18 protein-coding genes are annotated in these 22,124 nt (G+C 34.4%); 8 read left to right on the top strand and 10 right to left on the bottom strand.

Annotated features, from left to right (window positions below):
• Nucleotides 1-71 precede the first annotated feature (71 nt).
• Both EPK97_RS14230 and EPK97_RS14225 read left to right on the top strand, forming a co-directional pair.
• Entirely contained in the window at nucleotides 72-2,480 is a 2,409-nt protein-coding gene (locus tag EPK97_RS14230) for a M4 family metallopeptidase (RefSeq protein ID WP_162037277.1), read from the top strand.
• Between the two features lie 216 nt (nucleotides 2,481-2,696).
• Nucleotides 2,697-4,079 (top strand): C2 domain-containing protein, encoded by a 1,383-nt coding sequence (locus tag EPK97_RS14225; RefSeq protein ID WP_162037276.1) that lies wholly within the window; start codon nucleotides 2,697-2,699, stop codon nucleotides 4,077-4,079.
• A 150-nt stretch (nucleotides 4,080-4,229) separates the two neighbouring features.
• Here the strand turns inward: EPK97_RS14225 and sufB are convergent, their stop codons facing one another.
• The 5 genes from sufB to sufC all read right to left on the bottom strand — a co-directional run bounded on the left by sufB (nucleotide 4,230) and on the right by sufC (nucleotide 9,547).
• Entirely contained in the window at nucleotides 4,230-5,627 is a 1,398-nt protein-coding gene (gene sufB, locus EPK97_RS14220; protein ID WP_162037275.1) for a Fe-S cluster assembly protein SufB, read from the bottom strand.
• 136 nt (nucleotides 5,628-5,763) lie between these two features.
• Nucleotides 5,764-6,186: a Fe-S cluster assembly sulfur transfer protein SufU gene (sufU, locus tag EPK97_RS14215; RefSeq protein ID WP_162037274.1), complete on the bottom strand. Its 423-nt coding sequence runs from the start codon at nucleotides 6,184-6,186 to the stop codon at nucleotides 5,764-5,766.
• Nucleotides 6,173-7,399, bottom strand: a complete 1,227-nt coding sequence (locus tag EPK97_RS14210) for a cysteine desulfurase (RefSeq protein ID WP_162037273.1) — start codon at nucleotides 7,397-7,399, stop codon at nucleotides 6,173-6,175. The genes sufU and EPK97_RS14210 overlap by 14 nt, the downstream gene beginning before the upstream one ends.
• The gene (sufD, locus tag EPK97_RS14205; protein ID WP_162037272.1) at nucleotides 7,396-8,697 is read right to left on the bottom strand and encodes a Fe-S cluster assembly protein SufD; all 1,302 of its coding nucleotides are present in this window, start codon (nucleotides 8,695-8,697) and stop codon (nucleotides 7,396-7,398) included. The genes EPK97_RS14210 and sufD overlap by 4 nt, the downstream gene beginning before the upstream one ends.
• A gap of 16 nt (nucleotides 8,698-8,713) precedes the next feature.
• Nucleotides 8,714-9,547 carry a Fe-S cluster assembly ATPase SufC gene (sufC, locus tag EPK97_RS14200; protein ID WP_162037271.1) on the bottom strand — a complete coding sequence of 278 codons (834 nt, stop codon included), beginning with the start codon at nucleotides 9,545-9,547 and terminating at the stop codon, nucleotides 8,714-8,716.
• A 251-nt stretch (nucleotides 9,548-9,798) separates the two neighbouring features.
• Between sufC and EPK97_RS14195 the strand changes: the two genes are divergently transcribed.
• Nucleotides 9,799-10,368 (top strand): TetR/AcrR family transcriptional regulator, encoded by a 570-nt coding sequence (locus EPK97_RS14195; protein ID WP_162037270.1) that lies wholly within the window; start codon nucleotides 9,799-9,801, stop codon nucleotides 10,366-10,368.
• A 147-nt stretch (nucleotides 10,369-10,515) separates the two neighbouring features.
• Here the strand turns inward: EPK97_RS14195 and hcp are convergent, their stop codons facing one another.
• The 3 genes from hcp to EPK97_RS14180 form a co-directional block, all read right to left on the bottom strand.
• Nucleotides 10,516-11,832: a hydroxylamine reductase gene (hcp, locus tag EPK97_RS14190; RefSeq protein ID WP_162037269.1), complete on the bottom strand. Its 1,317-nt coding sequence runs from the start codon at nucleotides 11,830-11,832 to the stop codon at nucleotides 10,516-10,518.
• A 197-nt stretch (nucleotides 11,833-12,029) separates the two neighbouring features.
• Nucleotides 12,030-12,332 carry a YunC family protein gene (locus tag EPK97_RS14185; RefSeq protein WP_160644968.1) on the bottom strand — a complete coding sequence of 101 codons (303 nt, stop codon included), beginning with the start codon at nucleotides 12,330-12,332 and terminating at the stop codon, nucleotides 12,030-12,032.
• Between the two features lie 156 nt (nucleotides 12,333-12,488).
• On the bottom strand, nucleotides 12,489-14,018 hold the full coding sequence (locus tag EPK97_RS14180; RefSeq protein WP_162037268.1) for a putative bifunctional diguanylate cyclase/phosphodiesterase: 1,530 nt from the start codon (nucleotides 14,016-14,018) through the stop codon (nucleotides 12,489-12,491).
• Nucleotides 14,019-14,337: 319 nt separating this feature from the next.
• Between EPK97_RS14180 and EPK97_RS14175 the strand changes: the two genes are divergently transcribed.
• The 3 genes from EPK97_RS14175 (at nucleotide 14,338) to EPK97_RS14165 (ending at nucleotide 17,530) form a co-directional block, all read left to right on the top strand.
• Nucleotides 14,338-14,784 carry a hypothetical protein gene (locus tag EPK97_RS14175; protein WP_162037267.1) on the top strand — a complete coding sequence of 149 codons (447 nt, stop codon included), beginning with the start codon at nucleotides 14,338-14,340 and terminating at the stop codon, nucleotides 14,782-14,784.
• A 217-nt stretch (nucleotides 14,785-15,001) separates the two neighbouring features.
• The gene (gene yhbH / locus EPK97_RS14170) at nucleotides 15,002-16,144 is read left to right on the top strand and encodes a sporulation protein YhbH (protein ID WP_162037266.1); all 1,143 of its coding nucleotides are present in this window, start codon (nucleotides 15,002-15,004) and stop codon (nucleotides 16,142-16,144) included.
• 6 nt (nucleotides 16,145-16,150) lie between these two features.
• Nucleotides 16,151-17,530, top strand: coding sequence for a SpoVR family protein (locus tag EPK97_RS14165; RefSeq protein WP_162037265.1), 1,380 nt, complete (start codon nucleotides 16,151-16,153; stop codon nucleotides 17,528-17,530).
• 234 nt (nucleotides 17,531-17,764) lie between these two features.
• Here EPK97_RS14165 and EPK97_RS14160 read toward each other — a convergent pair whose 3' ends face one another.
• Both EPK97_RS14160 and EPK97_RS14155 read right to left on the bottom strand, forming a co-directional pair.
• Complete coding sequence (locus tag EPK97_RS14160; protein ID WP_162037264.1) at nucleotides 17,765-18,217, bottom strand: SRPBCC family protein; 453 nt, start codon at nucleotides 18,215-18,217, stop codon at nucleotides 17,765-17,767.
• 27 nt (nucleotides 18,218-18,244) lie between these two features.
• On the bottom strand, nucleotides 18,245-20,149 hold the full coding sequence (locus EPK97_RS14155) for a Xaa-Pro dipeptidyl-peptidase (protein ID WP_162037263.1): 1,905 nt from the start codon (nucleotides 20,147-20,149) through the stop codon (nucleotides 18,245-18,247).
• A 344-nt stretch (nucleotides 20,150-20,493) separates the two neighbouring features.
• On the opposite strand from EPK97_RS14155, the gene EPK97_RS14150 reads away from it, so the two are divergent.
• Together EPK97_RS14150 and EPK97_RS14145 are read left to right on the top strand one after the other, a co-directional pair.
• On the top strand, nucleotides 20,494-21,150 hold the full coding sequence (locus tag EPK97_RS14150; protein ID WP_162037262.1) for a futalosine hydrolase: 657 nt from the start codon (nucleotides 20,494-20,496) through the stop codon (nucleotides 21,148-21,150).
• Nucleotides 21,147-21,998 (top strand): 1,4-dihydroxy-6-naphtoate synthase, encoded by an 852-nt coding sequence (locus EPK97_RS14145; protein ID WP_162037261.1) that lies wholly within the window; start codon nucleotides 21,147-21,149, stop codon nucleotides 21,996-21,998. The genes EPK97_RS14150 and EPK97_RS14145 overlap by 4 nt, the downstream gene beginning before the upstream one ends.
• Nucleotides 21,999-22,124 lie beyond the last annotated feature (126 nt).

Below are 22,124 nucleotides of genomic sequence, written 5' to 3'. Positions count from 1 at the left end.
AAATCACCAATACTTTCGAAGAAGAAAAGCGAATAATCATCGGACAACAAAATTGAGAGGAGAAATCATCTATGAAAGGATTATCGCTGCTTTTTTTATGCTTTTTTCTATTGTTCGTCATTCATCAACCATTTCAGTATCCAAATTTAGAACCTACTGTTTCAGAAACGATTTTCATAAGTGAAAAAGCAGAAGAACCTTTATTTATTTCTGGTCAATTAACGCTCCCATCATCAAAAAATCATGAAGACATTCTATTCCAATATTTAGATTCAAAAAAGGACCTACTCAAATTTAAAGATTCATCCAAAGAATCATTTATCATAGTTGAACAATTCGTAGATTCATTAGGCTATTCGTTCTTTCGTTTACAGCAAGTGTATGACAATATCCCTGTTTTTGGTGCAAGAATTACTGCACATGTCGATAAAAACGGAGTATTAAATAATATTTCAGGAACAATAATCCCAGATTTAGAAAAAAAATTAAAATTAAAACAAAACAATATAAAAAAACAGCAAGAAGCTAAGAACATTGCAGAGAATCATTTGTGGGATAGTTTAAATAATAAGCCCATATATGAAAAAGAACCTAAAGCAGAATTGGTCATTTACTCAAAGGAAAATAAAGCCAATTATGTCTATATGATCCACTTCAACTTTTATTATCCTGAGCTAGGTAATTGGATTTATTTTGTTGATACTCTCACTGGGGATATTCTCTCGCAATTTAATCAAATCCATTCCGTTAAAGGGGAAAACACCGTTGGGATAGGGATAGGAGGACTTGGACATACAAGAACATTAAATACGGTGTTATCTTCAGACTCCAAATACTATTTACAAGATAACTCAAGAGGAAATGGGATTATCACTTACGATGGATTAACGACTAGAGATCCACTCTTTGTTCTATGGCAAGATCATGATAATATATATGATTCTAAATATGATGCTGCAGCAGTGGATGCGCATTTTTTTACAGGAGTAGTATACGACTACTATAAACAAGTTTTCGCTCGAGACAGTATAGATAACAAAGGTGCTCTCATGAGAGTTATTGTTCATGATGGATATAATGGTGCTCGGTCAACTGGAGGGAATGCAATTTTCTTTGGTGATTATAGTGAAAACGGTATACCCTTATCTTCTGGATTAGATATCGTTGCTCATGAATATACTCATGGATTAATAGGAATGACAGCTGGTTTATTTCCTACTAATCACGCAGGTGCTATCAATGAATCCATATCAGACATATTTGCAACATTAATTGAATTTCATGAAAACCAAAATCCAGATTGGTTCATTGGTGAAGACGTTTTCCCCCCTTATGGAATACGAAATATGAGAGATCCAATTATAGATCATTATTCCAAATATCATGAAGATACAGGAGTACATTACAATGCTGGAATTAGTAACAAGGCAGCCTATTTGATTAGTGAAGGAGGTTATTATTCTGACATTAATATTAACGGCATTGGGAAAGAAAAATTAGGTGAGATTTTCTACAGAACGTTAACTCAATATTTAAGTATGGGATCTACATTCCAACATTTACGAACATCAGTGATTCAATCAGCAAAAGATTTATATGGTGAGGATAGTGGAGAAGTGTCTACTGTGACAGCAGCCTTTGATGCTGTAGGTATTCCTTCGTTTACTTGGATATCTAAGACACCGATGCCTACAGAAAGAAATCAATTAGGTGTTACTGCATTGGAGGGAAAAATCTATGCTATGGGTGGATACCACAATGAGGAAGATCTTAATGCACATGAAGTGTATCATCCTGAAACCAATACTTGGGTATCCAGAGCAAATATGCCTACAGCTAGGAGCGATCTTGGAGTAGCAGCAGTGGACGGAAAAATTTATGCTATCGGAGGAAAAACAGGCAATCTATTTTTAAATACAGTTGAAGAATATGACCCTAGGACCAATACTTGGAGTACCAAAACGAACATGCCAACGGCTAGAAGTGGGTTTGGTATTGCAGTTGTGAATGGAAAAATTTATGTAATTGGGGGCACGAATGGAGATCCTTCACGCATAGTTGAAGAATATGATCCAAAGACGGATACATGGACTACAAAAGCCAACATGCCTGCAGCTAAAAGACACCTTCAAGCAGTTGAAATGAACGGGAAAATTTATATCATTGGAGGCGCACCGATTACTAACTCATTTAATTATATTTATAACGAATATAATCCACAGACAGACACATGGCAAATTTTTAACCCCAATTTTATACCTAAGTATCATCATAGCGCTATATCATTAGATAATAAATTATATTCGTTTGGTGGTGTTAACGATGAGGGTGACATTTCTACCGCAGAAGAATATAAATTAGTCAGTATGAATTTAGAATATAATATGCCTATCTCTATGAAAAAATTTGGTTTAGCAGAAATTGATGAAACATTTTATTTAATTGGAGGATCGAATCACTTTACAGCTAGGTTTGAATAATAACATGTAATCTGTATGTCATAGGAGTCGAAAAGGTGGTATCATCTTCACCTTTCGGCTCTTTCATTCTTATAATTTGCTAATGATTTTCCTAACATTAGTACAACTTTATAGCTCTTTAATCAGAAATAAAAATTCTTATATTCTATTATTTATTTTTAATAGGAATGATATAATAGTAATGTAAAATAATTTTATCGAAGGGTGCGATGATATTTGAAAAGAAACATCTTTATATTTATGTTGATCTGTCTGCTTCTTGTTCCACAAAAAGTAAGCGCTTTCCCCAATGATATAACAAGTGCCGAAGGAATATCTTATCAACAGTTGTTAGAACATTGGTCACCAAGAGTATACCATGATGTTAATCCCAATTATGATGTAAAAGCAGATTTTATTACTCGATTTGATTTAGATGGAGATTGGATTTCCACCAACCAATGGGAAACGGTAGATAATGAACCACTTGAAGCCTATGTGTACACTTCAGTTTCTGAAACAGAAACACATTATTTTCTTGGATATTCTTTTTACCATCCACGTGATGACGGTCCAGATTGGGGTATCTTTGGAAACGAAGCTCATGAAAATGATTTAGAAGGAATCATGCTGGGTATCAAAAAAAATGGTGAATACGGTGAGTTTTTAGGGATGAACACAGTTAGACACAGTGATTTTTATCAATATACAAATAGTTCGATAACAGAGGGTTTTGAAACTATTGATGGTACAGTTCAACTTTATGAAGGAAGTCACCCTGAGATTTTCATTTCTTCAAATGGACAATATACCTTAAATACAAATCCACATGGACATGATATTCAAGCTTATACAGGTGATGTAAATGTAGGCAATGATGCTATTATTTATGAATATACTGGACAAGCCGAAATCCCTACAGAGGTGTCCCCTGCTTATGAACATGTGTATGGATATGATTTTTTATCTTTAGATGAATTATGGGAACATAAAACAAGTTTTAATGATACTCCTTTTCAAACTTTCGGTTCTTTCGGCTCAAGTGTAGGAGATGGGAACGCTAATACACCTTGGCAATGGGGAGATCAAGACCATAAAGAGAATGGTTCTGTGGGATATGGTGTTTTTGCAAGTGATCCTGCTTATCTATTTGATGCTTATTTTAATAATTTAGGAAATGATTTCTCCTATGAATATATTTATAATTCTTACTGGACACATAAAATTACACTTAATTGGGTTCAACCTGTAAAAGCAAATGATAGTAATAATGAAAATGATCTATATGTTGATATATGGATAGATGGTAAAAAATATATAGGAGAAAGAGTATGGAAGAAAAATAATGCCAAAGCTGACGGGACAATATATTATCCAACTTGGGGTTCCGATGACAATGCCGCAAACATAGATTTCAGTAATGAATCCAATTCGATTTATATCGCCAGAGAACCTGGTTCGGTTGTAAGGTTAGAGGTTTTTGACTCAGATGGAAGCAATGCAGATGATAGTTTAGGTTACATTGAAATCTCACCTCAAGCTGGTGAAACTGTTGTATTAACAAATACCAAAACAAGTAGCGGCGGTGCGTATTTGGATGCAATGATTGAGACGAAATAGTTTATATAGATGTACAGGAAAAAGGATATTTAACTTTGAATATCCTTTTTTACTTATATGTTAATTCCATAAAAAAATACGTACCCAGGAGATAATGGCACTAATCGTGACAGTCTCAGAGGATACGTATTTTTTATTTATAATAAAAGGTTAACCAATACTACCTTCCATCTCAAATTTAATCAATCGATTCATTTCAACTGCATATTCCATTGGAAGTTCCTTTGTAAATGGTTCGATGAATCCCATTACGATCATTTGTGTTGCTTCAGATTCAGTTAATCCTCTACTCATTAAGTAGAACAATTGATCCTCAGAAACTTTAGATACAGTTGCTTCATGTTCTAAAGTAATATTATCATTTTTGACTTCATTATAAGGAATTGTATCTGATGTAGACTCATTATCCAATATGAGGGTATCACATTGTATATTAGCCTTGGAGCCTTCTGAATTTCTTCCAAATGAAGTTAATCCACGATAAGTTACTTTACCACCATGTTTACTGATGGATTTAGAAACAATCGTTGAAGTTGTGTTTGGTGCAAGGTGAGTCATTTTTGCACCTGCATCCTGATGCTGTCCTTTTCCTGCAACGGCAATGGATAATACATTCCCTTTTGCACCTTCACCTTTTAATACAACCGCTGGGTATTTCATCGTTAATTTAGAACCGATGTTTCCATCTACCCATTCCATCGTTGCATTTTCTTCGGCAACCGCACGTTTTGTAACTAGGTTAAAAATGTTTGGCGCCCAGTTTTGAATTGTAGTATAACGTACACGAGAATCTTTTTTACAGATGATCTCAACTACTGCACTATGAAGTGAGTTTGTGCTATACACAGGAGCTGTACAACCCTCCACGTAATGAACGAAACTACCCTCATCGGCAATAATTAAAGTACGCTCAAATTGTCCCATGTTTTCTGAGTTAATACGGAAGTAAGCCTGTAAAGGTACTTCACATTTCACTCCTTTTGGAACATAAATGAAACTTCCTCCAGACCAAACTGCACTATTCAAAGCAGCAAATTTGTTATCCGCAGGTGGTATCACTGTTGCAAAGTGTTCTTTTAAAATTTCTGGATGTTCACGTAATGCTGTATCGGTATCCATAAAAATGACACCCTGATCTTCCAATTCTTTTTGCATGCTGTGATAAACTACTTCAGATTCATACTGTGCTGAAACCCCTGCTAAGAATTTTTGCTCTGCTTCTGGAATACCTAATTTATCAAATGTTTCTTTAATTTCAGATGGAACTTCTTCCCAAGTTTTCCCTTGTTTCTCAGATGGTTTTACATAATATTGGATGTCATCAAAATTCAAATCATCCATATCTCCGCCCCAGTCAGGCATAGGCATTTTTTGAAACTGAGCTAATGACTTTAAGCGAAAATCTAACATCCACTGAGGTTCATTTTTTTGGCGAGAAATTTCTGTAACAATTTCTGCTGTTAATCCTTTACCTGTTTGGAATATAGCTTTATGTTCATCTCTAAATCCATATTGATATTCTTCCATTTCCGGCATTTTTTTAGCCATAACATTTACCTCCTTAAAAATTTTTAAACTTAAATTCTAAACCTAACTTACATCTAGTATTTTTTTATATAATCCGGGCCCCGAAAAAGTAATAGGAATAAGCTTCTAATCTCTCCTTCACTTTTTGGGTATAATCTTATTTATTTCCTTCTTCAATGCCTTTTCTCATCGCATTCCAAGCAAGTGTAGCACACTTAATACGTGCAGGGAATTTATTCACCCCTGATAAAGCTTCAATGTCTTCATATTCAAATTCAGGTGTTTCACCTTTCATTAAATCAGAAAAATCATCTGCCATTTTTAAAGCTTCGTCTAACTTTTTCCCTTTAATCGCGGCTGTCATCATGGAAGCAGAGGCAAGGCTAATGGAGCAACCTTCTCCAGAAAATTTAGCGTCATTAACAATTCCATCTGCAATTTCCATTTGTAAAGATATACGATCTCCACAAGTTGGATTGTTTAAATGAACGGTTACCGCACCTTCTTCTAGTTCACCACGATTTCTCGGTGTCTTATAATGGTCCATGATCACTCTTCTATATAAATCATCCAATTTCATGACCAAAATACTCCTTTGTTTTTACTAAAGCATCAATCAGTCGATCCGCATCTTCTTCCGTATTATACAGATAAAAACTTGCTCTAGCTGTTGCAGAAACATTTAACCATCTCATGAGTGGCTGACAGCAATGATGTCCAGCTCTTACCGCAACTCCTTCAGAATCCAACACAGTTGCAACATCATGTGGATGAACATCTCCCAAGTTAAAAGTAATTAAACCTGCTCGATTCTCCAACGGTCCATAGATTCGAATATCTTCGATTTCCTTCATTTTTTCCAAAGCATATGCTGCAATTTTCTTTTCATGTGCTTCAATTTCATCTAAACCAATGTCTTGTAAGAAATCAATCGCAGCACCTAATCCTACTGCACCAGCTATGATTGGAGTACCCCCTTCAAATTTCCAAGGTAGTTCCTTCCAAGTTGATTCATACAAATCAACAAAATCAATCATTTCTCCACCAAATTCAATGGGGTCCATATTTTCCAATAATTCTTTTTTCCCATAGAGTGCCCCAATTCCGGTTGGTCCACACATCTTGTGAGCAGATAAAGCATAAAAGTCACAATCCAAGTCTTGGACATCTACTTTTTTATGTGGGGTGCTTTGGGCTCCATCAATGGCTATGACTGCACCTTTTCGATGAGCAATTTCTGCAATTTCTTTAATCGGATTTACCACACCTAGTACATTGGATACATAAGTCATAGCTACAACTTTTGTATTCTCAGTTATGACTTCCTCTGCATCCTCTAAACGAATGGAACCATCCAATTGCAGGGGAATATATTTTAAAGTAGCCCCGGTTACTTTCGCTGCTTGCTGCCAGGGAATTAAATTACTGTGATGTTCCATTGGCGTAATTACAATTTCATCCCCAGGTTTACAAACCTGTCTAGCATAACTTCCAGCCACAAGATTAATGGCTGTTGTTGTTCCTCTTGTGAAAATAATTTCTTGTGTAAACTTTGCATGAATGAATCGGGCAAGTTTTTCCCTCGCCCCTTCATAAGCATCTGTAGCTCTTGTACCCAGTGTATGAACACCACGATGTACATTAGAATTATCGAATTCATAATACTTCTTTAAAGTTTCTATCACAGAAATTGGTTTTTGAGAAGTTGCCGCACTATCCAAGTAGACTAATGGATGACCATTAACTTCCTGATTTAATATCGGAAACAATTTTTTGATCTCTAATGCGTTCATCGCTCAAGTTTTCCTTCGATTAATGTTTGCAATTGATCTGCAACTTGCTTAATTGGAATTTGTGAAACAACAGGTGCTAAGAATCCATAAATGATTAATCTTTCTGCTGTTTCTTTTGAAATTCCACGAGACATCAAATAATAAATCTGATTTTTATCTACTTGACCCACACTCGCTGCATGACCTGCAGTGACTTCATCCTCATCAATTAACAACATCGGATTTGCGTCCCCACGTGCTGTTGGGCTTAACATGAGCACTTTTTCTGTCTGCTCTCCGTTTGCATTTTTAGCACCATGTTCAATTTTAGTTACTCCATTAATAATCGCTGTTGCATTATCATGCATAACCGCTCTTGTAATCATGTCACTGTCTGAGTTTTTCCCAAAATGAGTAGCGTTTTTAGTGATGTTTAGTTTTTGATCATTGGTACCAATACATACAATTTTAGCATCGGACGTAGAGCCGTTCCCTTTTAAAATGGAACTTGTATCAGACATACAATTTCCATCATTCATTTCTCCAATAATCCACTCAATACTACCGTCATTTTCTACAACTGCTCTACGATAGCTTAGGTCTGTGATTTTATCATTTAAATTATGAAGTGTTGAAAACTGAACTTTTGCTCCTGGTTTTACATATACCTCAACAACACTATTATGAACTAATTCGTTAGCAACTCCTTCAGAAGTTACATGATCCACATACGAAACCGAACTATTACTTTCAGCAACAATTAATACATGTGGTGAGAAGATAGATGAATCATCTTCATTTAAAAATAATACTTGTAAAGGAATCTCAACCTGTACATTTTTAGGGACATATAAAAATACCCCGCCAGACCATAGTGAAGCATGAATTGCTGTTAATTGATTTTCATCCTTCTTCACAGCTTGCATAAAATATTGCTGTACTAATTCTGGATGTTCTTTAGCGGCTGTTTCTAAGTCTGTAAAAATAACCCCTTGGTTAGCAAGCTCATCAGATAAGGTTTGAAATACAACATTTGAATTGCGTTGTACTAACAAATTGTCTTTTTGATCTTGTAAAGAAGTTTGAAATTTTTCAGGTAAATCAGCTAAAGATTTGATTGATTCTGTTGATTTATATTTTCCGTAAGAATCAATGTTCCAACGGTTTAAATTTGTTTTTTCTAATTTTGGGTAGTCCAATTGGCCAGCTAATGTTAAAGCTTCTAAACGAAGACTGGATAACCACTCAGGTTCATTTTTGCTTTGTGATAAAGCTCGAACTTCATTTTGGTCAATTGGAAGAATGATTTGAGTTGTCATACAAAATTCCTCCTACTTATTTGAACTCAGGTGCCGTTGTATTCATTGGCATTTTAAATTCTTCTTCTTCTTGACCTACAGTTTCGTCTTCAATGCCTAATTCTTCTTTAATCCAGTCATACCCTTCACTTTCTAAACGTTCTGCTAGTTCTGGACCACCTGATTTAACGATTCGACCTTGCATCATTACATGTACAAAATCTGGTGTAATGTAGTCAAGCAATCGTTGATAGTGAGTGATAATCAAAAAACCTCTTTCCTCACTACGCATGTTGTTTACGCCTTCAGCAACAATTTTCAGAGCATCGATATCTAGACCAGAATCAACCTCATCTAAAATCACAATACTAGGATCTAACATTGCCATTTGTAAAATTTCATTTCTCTTTTTCTCTCCACCAGAGAAACCTTCATTTAAATAACGGTGCATAAATTCAGGGTTCATTTCAAGTTCACCCATTTTACCTTCCATTTTACGAATGAACTTGATCAGTGAAATCTCATCGCCTTCTTCACGTTTTGCGTTCATTGCACTACGTAAGAAATCCGCATTTGTTACTCCTGTGATTTCACTTGGATATTGCATCGCTAAAAATACACCCGCACGTGCTCTTTCGTCTACTTCCATTTCAAGTAAATCTTCATCGTTTAGTGTTGCTGTTCCTTCTGTTACTTCATACTTTGGGTGCCCCATGATTGCGGAAGCCAATGTACTTTTACCAGTACCGTTTGGTCCCATAATAGCATGGACTTCGCCACCGTTAATCTCAAGATTGATACCTTTTAAAATCTCTTTGTTTTCGATAGTCGCTTTTAATCCATCGATGACAAACTTTGGTGAATTACTCATTGCTTATGTTCCCTCCAACATCCTTTATTTTAAAATGATAACTATATTATAATAGTTCTCAAATGATTCTCAATGATTCTCAATGTTTAATTTTATTATAACTTAACCCCTCTTTGCAATAAAGTCTTTTTTTATATTTTTTATACATTTTTGTTTAGAAAGTGCTTGTACGTTTTTATTTTAGTGTAGTAATAATAAATTTGATGCTATATAATAAGAAAATAATCCCATTTAGTAAGGAGTAAAAGATTTTGGATAAATTATCTACTAAAGAAAAAATAATCAATGCAAGTCTTGAATTATTTTCAGAGAAGGGATATAAAGCAACATCTATAAAAGAAATTGCTGAAAAAGTAGGGGTGAAAGAACTCACCGTTTATCGGCAATTTGGTAAGAAAATAAAAATTCTTGAACATATTAATAATATGATTACTACCCCTCTTCCACTAATCGTAAATTATTTAGAGAATGAAGCTGTGTATGACTTAGAAGAAGATTTATCTAGAATTTTGACGATAGTTGAAAGAGAGCTTAACAAAAATAAGCAAATTATTAAATTCATTCTTCGAGAAAAATTTAACCTTCCGGATAAATATATGAATGGAAAAATTTTAGTGAAATATTTTGATATCATGAAACAAAAAGGTAAGATTAAATCTTTTGAATCTGATTCAATCAGTTTACTATTTTTTTCGAGTATTTTAACATCTTTTATTTTAAAAGAACGATTTAAAGATGAACAAATTGCATCTTTAATTACGAGTGATACATATAAAAAAACGATAGTAAGACTTTTTACAGAAGCATTAATAATCAAATAAAAAAATTATTTAATAAAAAAAGAACTACAAGTTGAACTTTTAACTTGTAGTTCTTTTTGAAACTAAATGAATACATACAATGAAGTGATTCAACAGGATCGCTCATGTCGCCTGTTAATAATGTAATTCCGATAAAAACGATTTTCATTAATGATCAGCAATAGTTTGGACGGTTTTGTTCACTAACATATCTTTCATGTCCTCTTGAACATTACCTGTGAGTTTCAAATTAAATTTATCTTGCAGCACATTTAATACTCCTTCTGAAATAAATTCAGGTGGTTTTGGTCCTATTCTAACATCTTGAATCCCTAAACTAAATAAACCTAATAATATGGCAACTGCTTTTTGCTCGAACCAAGATAGGACGATGCTTACTGGTAGATCATTTACATCACATTCAAAGGCATCTGCTAGAGCCAAGGCTATTTTCACAGTAGAAACTGAATTATTACATTGCCCTAGATCTAAATATCTCGGTATGTCTGTACCAGGGACTGTTCCATAATCTACATCATTAAATCTAAATTTCCCACAAGATGTTGTTAAAATAACCGTATCATTAGGTAAAGACAAAGCTAACTCGCGATAATATTCTCCGCCTGTACCTGGTGCATCACAACCTGCAATCACAAAGAAACGTCTGATTTTACCATCCTTTACAGCTTGAATCACTTCTGGAGCTAGACCTATTACGGTTTCATGGTGAAAACCAGTAGAGAGTGTTTCATTTGAGTTAATGTTTGCTTCAGGTAACTCCATCGCCCTTTCTATCAGTGGTTCAAAATCATTTTCTTCTATTTTACGAACACCCTCTAAACCTGCTACATCATAAGAAAAGAATCGGTCAGCATAAGTACCTTTAATTGGCATGACGCAATTCGTAGTAGCTAAAATGGCCCCTGGGAATTTCTCAAACAAACGTCTTTGATCAAACCAAGCCTTTCCGATGTTTCCTTTTAAGTGAGAATATTTTTTTAATTGAGGATATCCATGAGCAGGCAGCATTTCTGAATGAGTATAAATATTTATACCTCTACCCTCTGTTTGTTTTAACAATTCTTCTAATGCCAACAAGTTGTGTCCCGTAACTACAATACATTTACCTTCAATTTTATTTTGAGTAACCTTCGCAGGTTCTGGTATTCCAAGTCGATCTGTATGGGCTTTGTCTAACAATTCCATGACTTTAATGGCAGCTTTACCAACTTTCATAGCCATATCAATATGTTCTTGTGTATTAAAATTGGAATTGGTTAATGTCATATATAATGCTTCATGTGTAGTTTCATCTACAAAAGAATCTATATATCCCAGTTGATTAGCATGTGTTCTATAAGCTGCAATTCCTTTTAAAGCAAATATGATGGTATCTTGTAAACTTGCTATTGTTTCATTTTTACCACATACACCAATCACGTTACAACCACCTGATGGTGTTTGCTCGCATTGATAACAAAACATATTACATCTCTCCCTATCCATTAGTCTGTATTCAACTTACTTTATAATAAGATCCATGTATGTGACATATATCACAATCATAAAATAAAAAATGGAAATATTGTGAATTTTTATCAAATCAAATAAAGAACCTTCAATACCACTAGATAGTGATTTTAAAGGTTCTTTGGAGACCTGCGTCTTGATATCTCTTCACCTTACATCATTTTACGAATAGCCTCACGACCTGATGTACCTGCATAAATTCCAAGCTTTTCTGCCCCATAAGTGACCGATTCCATAGGAGCATCTAATAGTTCTTCTAAAGTACGGACACCTGTCGCTCTACCTGCTATAATATTTCTGTCCTTAAGCTTTTCATTTAATAATGCGACATCCAATGCACCGCACATAATATAACCTTTATTTGTAGTAACAACTAACAATGTAGTTTTAGGCAGCTTGACTTCTATGCCTGTTGCAACCAGATCATCAATTATAATGGGTTCAACTCGAAACATTGGCATGCAACTCCTTACACTTTCTTGATGCTAATATATGATTAGATTCATAAGACAGTGCGAGGATAAACACCTATTATGCACCCCATAACAAAACATCCGATCATTTTACAGGGCAAAAAAAAGAACCCAAATCGTGCAGGGATCTTTGGATAACTAACTACCAAAGTCATTTTTCAACAACTTTACATGTAATTGTTGTGCTGTAACAGGTGGACTGAAAAAGTAACCCTGTACAATTTTACAACGTTTATTATTTAAATAAGATAGCTGTTCTGCAGATTCAACGCCCTCTGCAATCACTTCAAGGTTTAAATGATGTGCCATAGAAATAATAGTGGAAACAATAGCAGCATCGTTTGTATCTTTTTTAATATCTCTAACAAATGATCGATCTATTTTCAATTTATGTATTGGAAAGTTCTTAAGGTAATTAAGAGAGCTATACCCTGTACCAAAATCATCTATACTGATTTGTACCCCTAATTTCTTTAACTTTTGCAAAGTAGTAATAGCTCTATCAACATCTACTGTCATACTCTCTGTAATTTCAATATCTAAAAATTGAGGGTCTAATCCCGTTTCTTCTAACACTTGAGTGACCATTTCTACAATATTTGGCTGAAGAAAATGTCTGGTTGAGAGATTAACAGAGATCGGAATTTTGGGAAGCCCTTCATTTTGCCAAGCTTTATTTTGTTCACACGCTGTTTTAATCACCCAATTTTCAATATCTATGATCATTCCACTCTCTTCAGCAATCGGAATAAACTGATTAGGGGATACAAGACCTTTTATTGGATCATTCCAGCGTATGAGTGCTTCAACTCCGACGACTTCATTTGTATCAGTATTTATTTGTGGTTGATAATACAAAACAAATTCTTCTTTTTCAATCGCACGCCTAATATCATTTTCCAAATTAAATCTTTCCAAAGAAGTATTATTCATTGAAGTAGTATAGATTTGTACATTACTTTTTCCTTTTTCCTTCACATTATATAATGCAATATCCGCTTGTTTAATCAATAAATCAGCATTCGCATTGTGGTCATATACTGAGATGCCAGCACATGCAGAAATATGAATTTTATGATTTTGAATCGTATATACTTCTTCCATAACTTGAATTAAATGAAATGCTTTTGATTCAAGTTCTTCTGATTTATTTAAACCAATCAAATAAATCGAAAATTTATCGCCTTCAATTCGTGCAACAAAATCATTTTCTGTAATACATCGGCTTAGTCTTTCAGCAATTTGCATTAATAAAATGTTACCGAAATCATGACCTAAAGAATCATTGACTAGTTTAAATCTATCAATATCTATTGTCACTACAGCTAAATTTGTTTTCTTCGCTTTAATATGCTGAATGACTTCATCTAAATGTTTTTGAAAGAGTCTTCGATTTGGGAGTCCAGTTAAATCATCATAGTAAATGAGCTGTTTAATATTGTCTTCCGTTTTTTTTCGTTCCGACTTGATAACTAGATCTAATATGTGTTTAGTATTTTTGGTATCCCTAATATAAAAAGATACTAGAATGAATATTGTAACAATTGAAAATGAAAACAATAACCAAAACCCACCGCCCATGATTGTCCATACATTGGCGAGAATAATGTATATCAGAATAGTAAGAAATCTCTGTGTTTTTATGCCTGCTTCTAATTCTTTTTTCATTATTACACCGACTCCTCTACTATTTATATTTTAATTTATAAATATATTAATGAGAAAAGCGAGTTTTCTTTATTATTCAAAAAAATTATCAATGTTTTAATTTTTCATTTTCTTTGTCAATCTGTGTAGCTTACTAAAATACTATTCTCCACAAATCTACATATTCCTGCTATATCCCTTACATAATTTCCCTTGAAAACGACATCATAGTTGCAATCATATCGAATCAACACGGATTTTTCAGTTATTTAATATTGATTTTTTTATCAATAGATGTTAATTATTATACATGTAATAAATATTTTTAAAGAGGTGAACTATGAATTCTGAACATGATCAACATGAGAATATATCTTTTGACAATCAAGAAACAAAGATAAAACATTCGGGTCTTGGAATTGCTTCTTTTATTATTGGAACCATAAGTATTGTATTGGCAATTGTCATGTTTATTTTATTATCCATGTCAGTGAGTAATATAATCATTTCAGCTGAACCCACAGAAGAGGAAATACTAGAATTAGTTTCTAGTCAACCCTTATTCATTACTTCAATATTAGTTTTACTGATCGTTTTATTCATTCAAATCATTGGAGCTATAATTGGAGTTATCTCTCTATTTATCAAAAATAGAAAAAAACTATTCCCTATCCTTGGCACCATATTGAATTTACTTCCTATTTTAGCTATTGTTGTACTTCTCTTACTTTCTCTAATCATAGGTACTTATACTACTAGTACTATTTCTTCATATGGAGTGGCATAGCTTTACCTTTTTTAATATAGTTAATACTTCCCAAGTGATGTTGTACTAAACTCTTTCCCATTATGGAAAGAGTTTTTTGGGATTTTCAAATTCATAAGGTGTAACTTTGAGACCACTCAGCCAAAAGACCATCTTTCCATGTTTTTTTATATTCTTGTTCACATAACACCATGTATGTTGAATATATTGATATAAACAGGAAGGAGGGGTCGAGACGTTGAGTTCATCGTTTATCGTTTCCAGAGAAGATTGGTCATTACACCGTAAAGGGTATCAAGATCAAACCAGACACCAGGAAAAAGTAAAAGAAGCTATAAAACAAAACCTGCCTGATCTCATTACAGATGAAAGCATCATTTTATCTAATGGAAAAAAAATCATTAAAGTGCCTATCAAAAGTTTAGATGAGTATAAATTTCGTTTTAATTACAATAAAAATAAACATGTTGGTCAAGGGGATGGAGAAAGTAAAGTAGGAGATGTCTTAGGTCAGGAACCATCTCCATCCGGTGCTGGTAAAGGAGAGGGCGCTGGCAATCAGCCAGGGGAGGATTATTTCGAGGTTGAGATTGATATGGAAGAACTTGAAACGATGCTCTTTAGTCAACTTGAACTACCTTATTTGAAACAAAAAGAAAAAGACTTATTAAAAGTCACAGATATTGAATTTAATGATATACGTAAAAAAGGCATTATGTCGAATATAGATAAAAAAAGAACCATTTTACAAAATTTAAAACGAAATGCGTCTACAGGTCATCCGGGTATTCACGGTATTTCTCCTGATGATCTACGTTTTAAAACATGGGATGAAATCACAAAACCACAGTCCAATGCTTTAATCATGGCGATCATGGATACATCTGGATCAATGGGGAGTTTTGAAAAATATATTGCACGCAGCTTTTTCTTCTGGATGACTCGCTTTTTAAGGAAAAAATATGAAAATGTTGAAATTATCTTTATAGCACATCACACAGAAGCTAAGGAAGTTACAGAAGAGGAATTTTTTACAAAAGGTGAAAGTGGAGGTACGATCTGTTCTTCAGCTTATAAAAAAGCACTAGAAATCATTGAGTCTAGGTATTCACCTCAAAATTACAATATATACCCTATTCATTTTTCCGATGGAGACAATTTAACTTCAGATAATGAAAGATGTACAAAATTAATAAGCCAATTGCTAGAAAAAAGCAACATGTTTGGTTATGGTGAAGTAAATCAATACAATCGAAGCAGCACATTGATGTCAGCATATCGGAATATAAAACATCCTACTTTCCGCCATTGTATTATTCGTGAAAAAGGAGAAGTTTTTAAAGCACTAAAAAACTTTTTTTCTAAACCTGAAGTGGGGTGAAAAAAATTGAATGTTGAAGAAATGAAACAACTTGAAAATGCAATTGAGGAAATAGTTGAAATAGCCAAAGAGTTTCAGCTTGATTTTTACCCAATGCGATATGAAATTTGCCCTGCTGACATTATTTACACCTTCGGGGCTTATGGGATGCCAACTCGATTCTCGCATTGGAGTTTTGGAAAAACCTTCCATAAAATGAAGATGCAATATGATTTAGGGTTAAGTAAAATCTATGAGCTTGTCATTAATTCTGACCCTTGTTACGCTTTTTTGTTAGATGGCAATTCTTTAATTCAAAATAAATTAATAGTTGCACATGTCCTTGCACATTGTGACTTTTTCAAAAATAACGCACACTTTTCAAATACCAATCGAGATATGATCAATAGCATGTCTTCTACAGCAGAAAGAATACATCAATATGAATACGAACATGGTACTAAAAATGTAGAAAAATTTATTGATGCTGTTCTTGCCATACAGGAACATGTTGACCCTAGTCTTTATAGAAAATATAATCTGGATCAAAGTAAGAAAGAAAATCAAAAAGAGAAAAATATAGAAGGAAAAACGGGGTTTGAAGATTTATGGGATTTAGAGAAAAATCAAAAAGAGAAAACTGAGAAAAAGAATGAATCTGAAAAAACAGCTTTAAAATTCCCAAGCAAATCCGAAAAGGATATCATGTGGTTTATTGAAGAACACTCTCCTATTTTAGAGGATTGGCAGCGTGACGTTTTATCTATGTTGCGTGAAGAGATGTTATACTTTTGGCCACAAATTCAGACTAAAATCATGAATGAGGGCTGGGCATCATACTGGCACGTACGCATTCTAAGAGAAATGGATCTAACCTCTGAGGAAACAGTGGAGTTCGCAAAATTAAATTCCTCTGTGGTTCAGCCATCGCAGCAAACCTTAAATCCTTATTATCTAGGATTGAAGATTTTCGAAGACATTGAAAAACGGTTTGATCGAGATAAAATATTTGAGGTTCGTGAGATCGATTCAGATACTTCTTTTATTAGAAATTATTTAACTAAAGAGCTTGTTGAGGATCTAGACCTTTATATTTTCGAAAAACAAGGTCGCGAATGGAAAATCACAGATAAAACGTGGGAAAACATTAGAGATCAGCTCGTTTCATCTAGAACCAATGGCGGTTTCCCATATCTTGTCGTAGAAAATGGCAATTTCAAAAATAACGGAGAATTATACCTCAAACATGAGTATGAAGGACTTGAATTAGACTTAAAATATACGGAACGAACCCTTCCTTATTTAGAGCAATTATGGGGGAAAAATGTTCATTTGGAAACAAAAATCGAAAAGAAATCCGTTGTGTTTTCATATAAGGATGGGAAGATGCAACGAAGATTTTTATAATGAGATGCTCCTTCAGGGGCATCTTTTTCTTATACTACTCAATTGAATATCCCAAAATTCCACCTTAGATATGATTTTCTTTGTCCTCCCTTCAAAAACCTCAATATTATAAACCTGGTTCACAGCATCAAAGGTTTAGACAACTGAAAATAGCACACCCAAAAGTGTGCTACATCAGATTATTTAATGATTGTTTCTACTTCACTAATCGTTCTTAATTAACATTTGCTCTTTTTATACTTCCTCCGCCATCATTTTCAAAGTCTCATTTCGTGTTGTTAAGAATTTGTACATATATTTCTTTAGAAAAAGAATATCTGCTAGTTTTCCAATTAAACCAAAAGGAGCAGTATAATCAAAAGTATCAATCATATGTGTTCCACCCTGATAAGATATAAACTCATGAGTATGTTTAAATCGTTTAAAAGCACCGCTTACTTGCTCATCCACAAATAAATTTGGAGAATCAAACTCAGTAATTCTTGCTGTTAATCTTTGACGTATACCTAAATGAACGGCTTCCCAGGTAACTGACTCATGTAGTTCTATCAATCCACTTGTTTTACCTGCTATTGCCTTCTCCTTAGTTTTTGATGCAGACATCATATGCACCTCAATATTTCGAGCTAAATCAAAGCATATTTTGGGTGAAGCATCGATAATAAAAGAAGTTTTAATTATAGGCAAATTCATCCCGCTCCCAAGTACATTCTCTCACCATTTTAGTGCATCACTACCCCCAACAATAGGTAATATAACTTTGCTCTTTTCTGGAAATAACGTTAATTTCTTGCCTGCTGGTGGACGTAATGTGTATTCAAAATCACTTGCAATAAAAACAATTCCAATACGATGACCTTTTTCAAATACATAATCATCAGGTTGCATATCCCATGTAAAAGTATAATTCTGATTTGGATCTAAAGGTTTAGATTTATTCACATCATTTATATTTTGCGGATCCATCCATCCACGTGTAACTATCTTAGACGAAGTTTTGCTATAGTCAACTAATATCGCTGTAAGATTTGATACAGGCTGATCTAAACTTGCACGTATGCTTACTTCTGGTGTACCACTAATTCTAACAGAATCAACGAGTTCATTTGTCATGAATACTATTCGATTAGGGTTACTTTCCTCAGGGTTAGCCACCAATACTTCAGCTTGTACCATCGGATCATCAATTAATGTAATTGAATTTTTTTGATTGTTAGAAGAAGACTGAAGGCTCACCATTCCAGTTTGAATGTTCGGATCGTGATTTAAATAAAGCGTTGTAGAAACAGCACCTTCTGCTGGCCAATTGTCCTCAATCTTCCATGTAGAATCTTCACGCTGGATGTCCACCATCGGTTCATCCATTATTCCGTTATCTATCTCATAAAGCCAGTAGTCAAACCACTTATGTAATGTTTCATACCATTCATTTTCCCGTATTCTTTTTGGATTCTTATGTCCGTCTTGATGTAGCCAAAGTTTACGTGGAACATCATTTTTACCCAAAGCATCCCACCATTGAGAAAATTGTTTTGTTTTGACATTCCAATCATTTAGACCATGAACAACAAAAACGCTAGCATTTATATTTTTTACTTCATTCAAATAATTTCGATCATCCCAAAATTCGTTATAATCTCCAGTTACTCTATCTTGAGTATGTTCCAATTCATTAACAACTTCATTACATACTTCAGGGTTTTCCCTCGTAAGTATTGCATCAGCTAAAATATCTGTGTCTTCTCCTTGGTAACCTCCTGGCGCTACAACAGCACCGTTAGCACGATAATAATCGTACCAGCTGCTAATTGCGGCAATCGGCACAATTGTTTTTAAACCTTCTATGCCCGTTACAGCAACTCCATTATCTAAGGTTCCATTGTAAGACATTCCGATCATCCCAACATTGCCTGTTGCCCAATCAGCAGATACAAGCTGTCCATCTTCAGAAAAAGCTTTGGCACGACCATTCAGCCAATCGATCACCGAACTGGCAGCGAGAACTTCATTCTCATCACCAATTGTCGGACAACCTTCTGATAGGGCAGTTCCAATACCTTCAGCAATGACTACAGCATATCCATGTGGTACGAAATAATCATCGTAAGTCCCTGGAAAATCTAACTCCTCCGGTCCACTAAAAGGTCTTCCCTTAGCTTTCCCATTCTCATCAACAGCATTTAACTCAACGTTGACTTCGTGAAAAGTTAGTGGATTTAATCCATACATATACGGTGTAATTTCATATATTACTGGAACCTTAAGACCATCCTCTGTCTCCTTTGGTCTAATAATATTGGCATGAATCCGATCAAAATTACCATCATTATCACTATCCACAGTTGTTTCTACAAACACAGATTCAATAATGGCATCACTATAAGAGTAAGCTGGCTGAGTTTTATTTTCGCTGACTTGAATTTCCACATTATCCATGTTCGTAGTTTGTTCACTTTCTTTTTCAGTTTGAATATTCAGGTCTGTTATTTTCTCTTCTTTTAATTTATCTTCTTGTGTCTGCTCATTTCCGTTAATATTTAAGCTTTGAATAGATAATAACATAATGAATACTAACACTACTATGGTACTGAATATCATGACAAGATTTTTTTTACTCATTAAAATGACACCTCTTTCTATATATTAAATTAATTTTAGGAAGCTAACATATGAAAAAGGTTCATAACTACCTCCTTGAAATATTTAAACATAAATATCCAATTTATGTTAATCATACCATATTTTCTCCATTCAAACCACACAAAATATATAAAACTATGAATTATGATTAAAAATAAAAACAATAAACAATTGTACTATACTAGTATTTAGCTTTTTCTTATCATACTGATTCCTCAAAGGTAGATTTTCAAACCAATAATAAGTATGCTTATGATTAGAAGGTATTCAAAAGCATTTTCTGAACATACCTGATAAGTAATTAAACATAAGGATGATATTCAATGATTGAGGATAATAAACAAATTCTTATTGTGACTGCTGTTGAAGCAGAAAAAGAAGCGATATTAAAAGGACTTCATAATACAGACAATATTCATGTAATTGCAGCTGGTGTTGGTCTAGCAGCTGCGGCTGCCAATACAACCAAAGCCTTATGCACATCTAAATATGATGTAGTGATTAGCATGGGAATTGGTGGAGGATTTGCAGATCGTGCTGAGGTTGGTTCAATCGTAATTGCAAATGAAATCATTGCTGCTGATTTAGGTGCTGAAACAGCTGAAGGTTTTTGCAGTTTAGATGAACTTGGTTTTGGTTCTGCTCGTGTGGATGTGGATGTTACCCTCTTGAATAAGGTATATGAACCACTTGGAAAAACGAAAATGATGGTTCATATTGGTCCTATACTAACACTATCAACCGTTACAGGCACTTCTGAAACCGCAGTAGAACTAGCTAGTCGAATAAAAGGAGCAGCGGTTGAAGCAATGGAAGGTTTTGGAGTTGCAACTGCGGCACATGAATTTGGGATACCCGTTTTAGAAATACGTTCAATTTCTAACCCAGTTGGACCACGGGATAGAGAAGCCTGGCGTATGAAAGAGGCATTTGAAGGGCTAACTAAAACAAGTACAGTACTACAGGAGGTGTTCTGTTGAACATATATTTCTCACCTTGTCCAAATGATACATTTATTTTTCATGCATGGGCACACGGCCTTATTCCGGATGCACCTGAACTGGATGTCACCTATGCAGACATTGACATTACCAACAAAATTGTTTTTTCAAAAAATAATAAACCTGATATTTTAAAAATATCCTATGCAGCTCTACCATGGGCTCTTTCAGAGTATGCACTTTTGCCATGTGGAGGTGCACTAGGAAGAGGGTGTGGACCACTTTTACTTACTAACAATGAGGCAAGTGCAGAAGATCCCGCTTCGTTATCTGGTAAACGTGTAGCTGTTCCTAGTGAAAAATCAACAGCATATTTATTATTTAGACTGTGGGCTGCCGGGCACGTACAAGGTGGAGTAGGTGAAATTATCGTCATGCCATTTCATGAAATTATGCCCGCGGTTCGTGATGGAAAAATAGATGCTGGCTTAGTGATTCATGAAGCACGTTTTACTTATCCTTCCTATGGTTTAACCATGATGGTCGATTTAGGAAACTGGTGGGAATCAGACACTGATCTACCTATTCCACTCGGAGCTATCATTGCCCATAAATCTCTGAATCTTGAAGCTATAAGTTCTTGGATTCGTGCCTCAGTTCAATATGCATGGAAACATCCAGAGGCTTCAAAAGATTACGTCATGAAACACGCACAGGAGATGTCTCCAGAAGTTGCTAAAGCACATATAAATTTATATGTAAATGAATTCAGTGCCAATCTAGGGGATAAAGGGTATGAAGCAATCCACACTTTACTTAACAGAGCAGCGGAACAAGGGTTAGTCCCAAAAATAAGTTTAAGCCAGTTAAGAATGAAAATCCCATAAAGTAAAGTATATTCAAGAACATTCCCCCTCGACTTAATGGATGATATTTGTAATTTTTTGTATAAAAATATCATTTCCACTCTTTTCATAACATTAATATGGTAAAATCAGGATTATAGTTATACT

It is taken from the genome of Chengkuizengella sediminis, assembly GCF_010078385.1.
Lineage (GTDB): Bacteria > Bacillota > Bacilli > Paenibacillales > KCTC-33759 > Chengkuizengella > Chengkuizengella sediminis.
The sequence above is the reverse complement of the archived record's forward strand: the minus strand, read 5'-3'. Positions and strand labels throughout refer to the sequence as shown.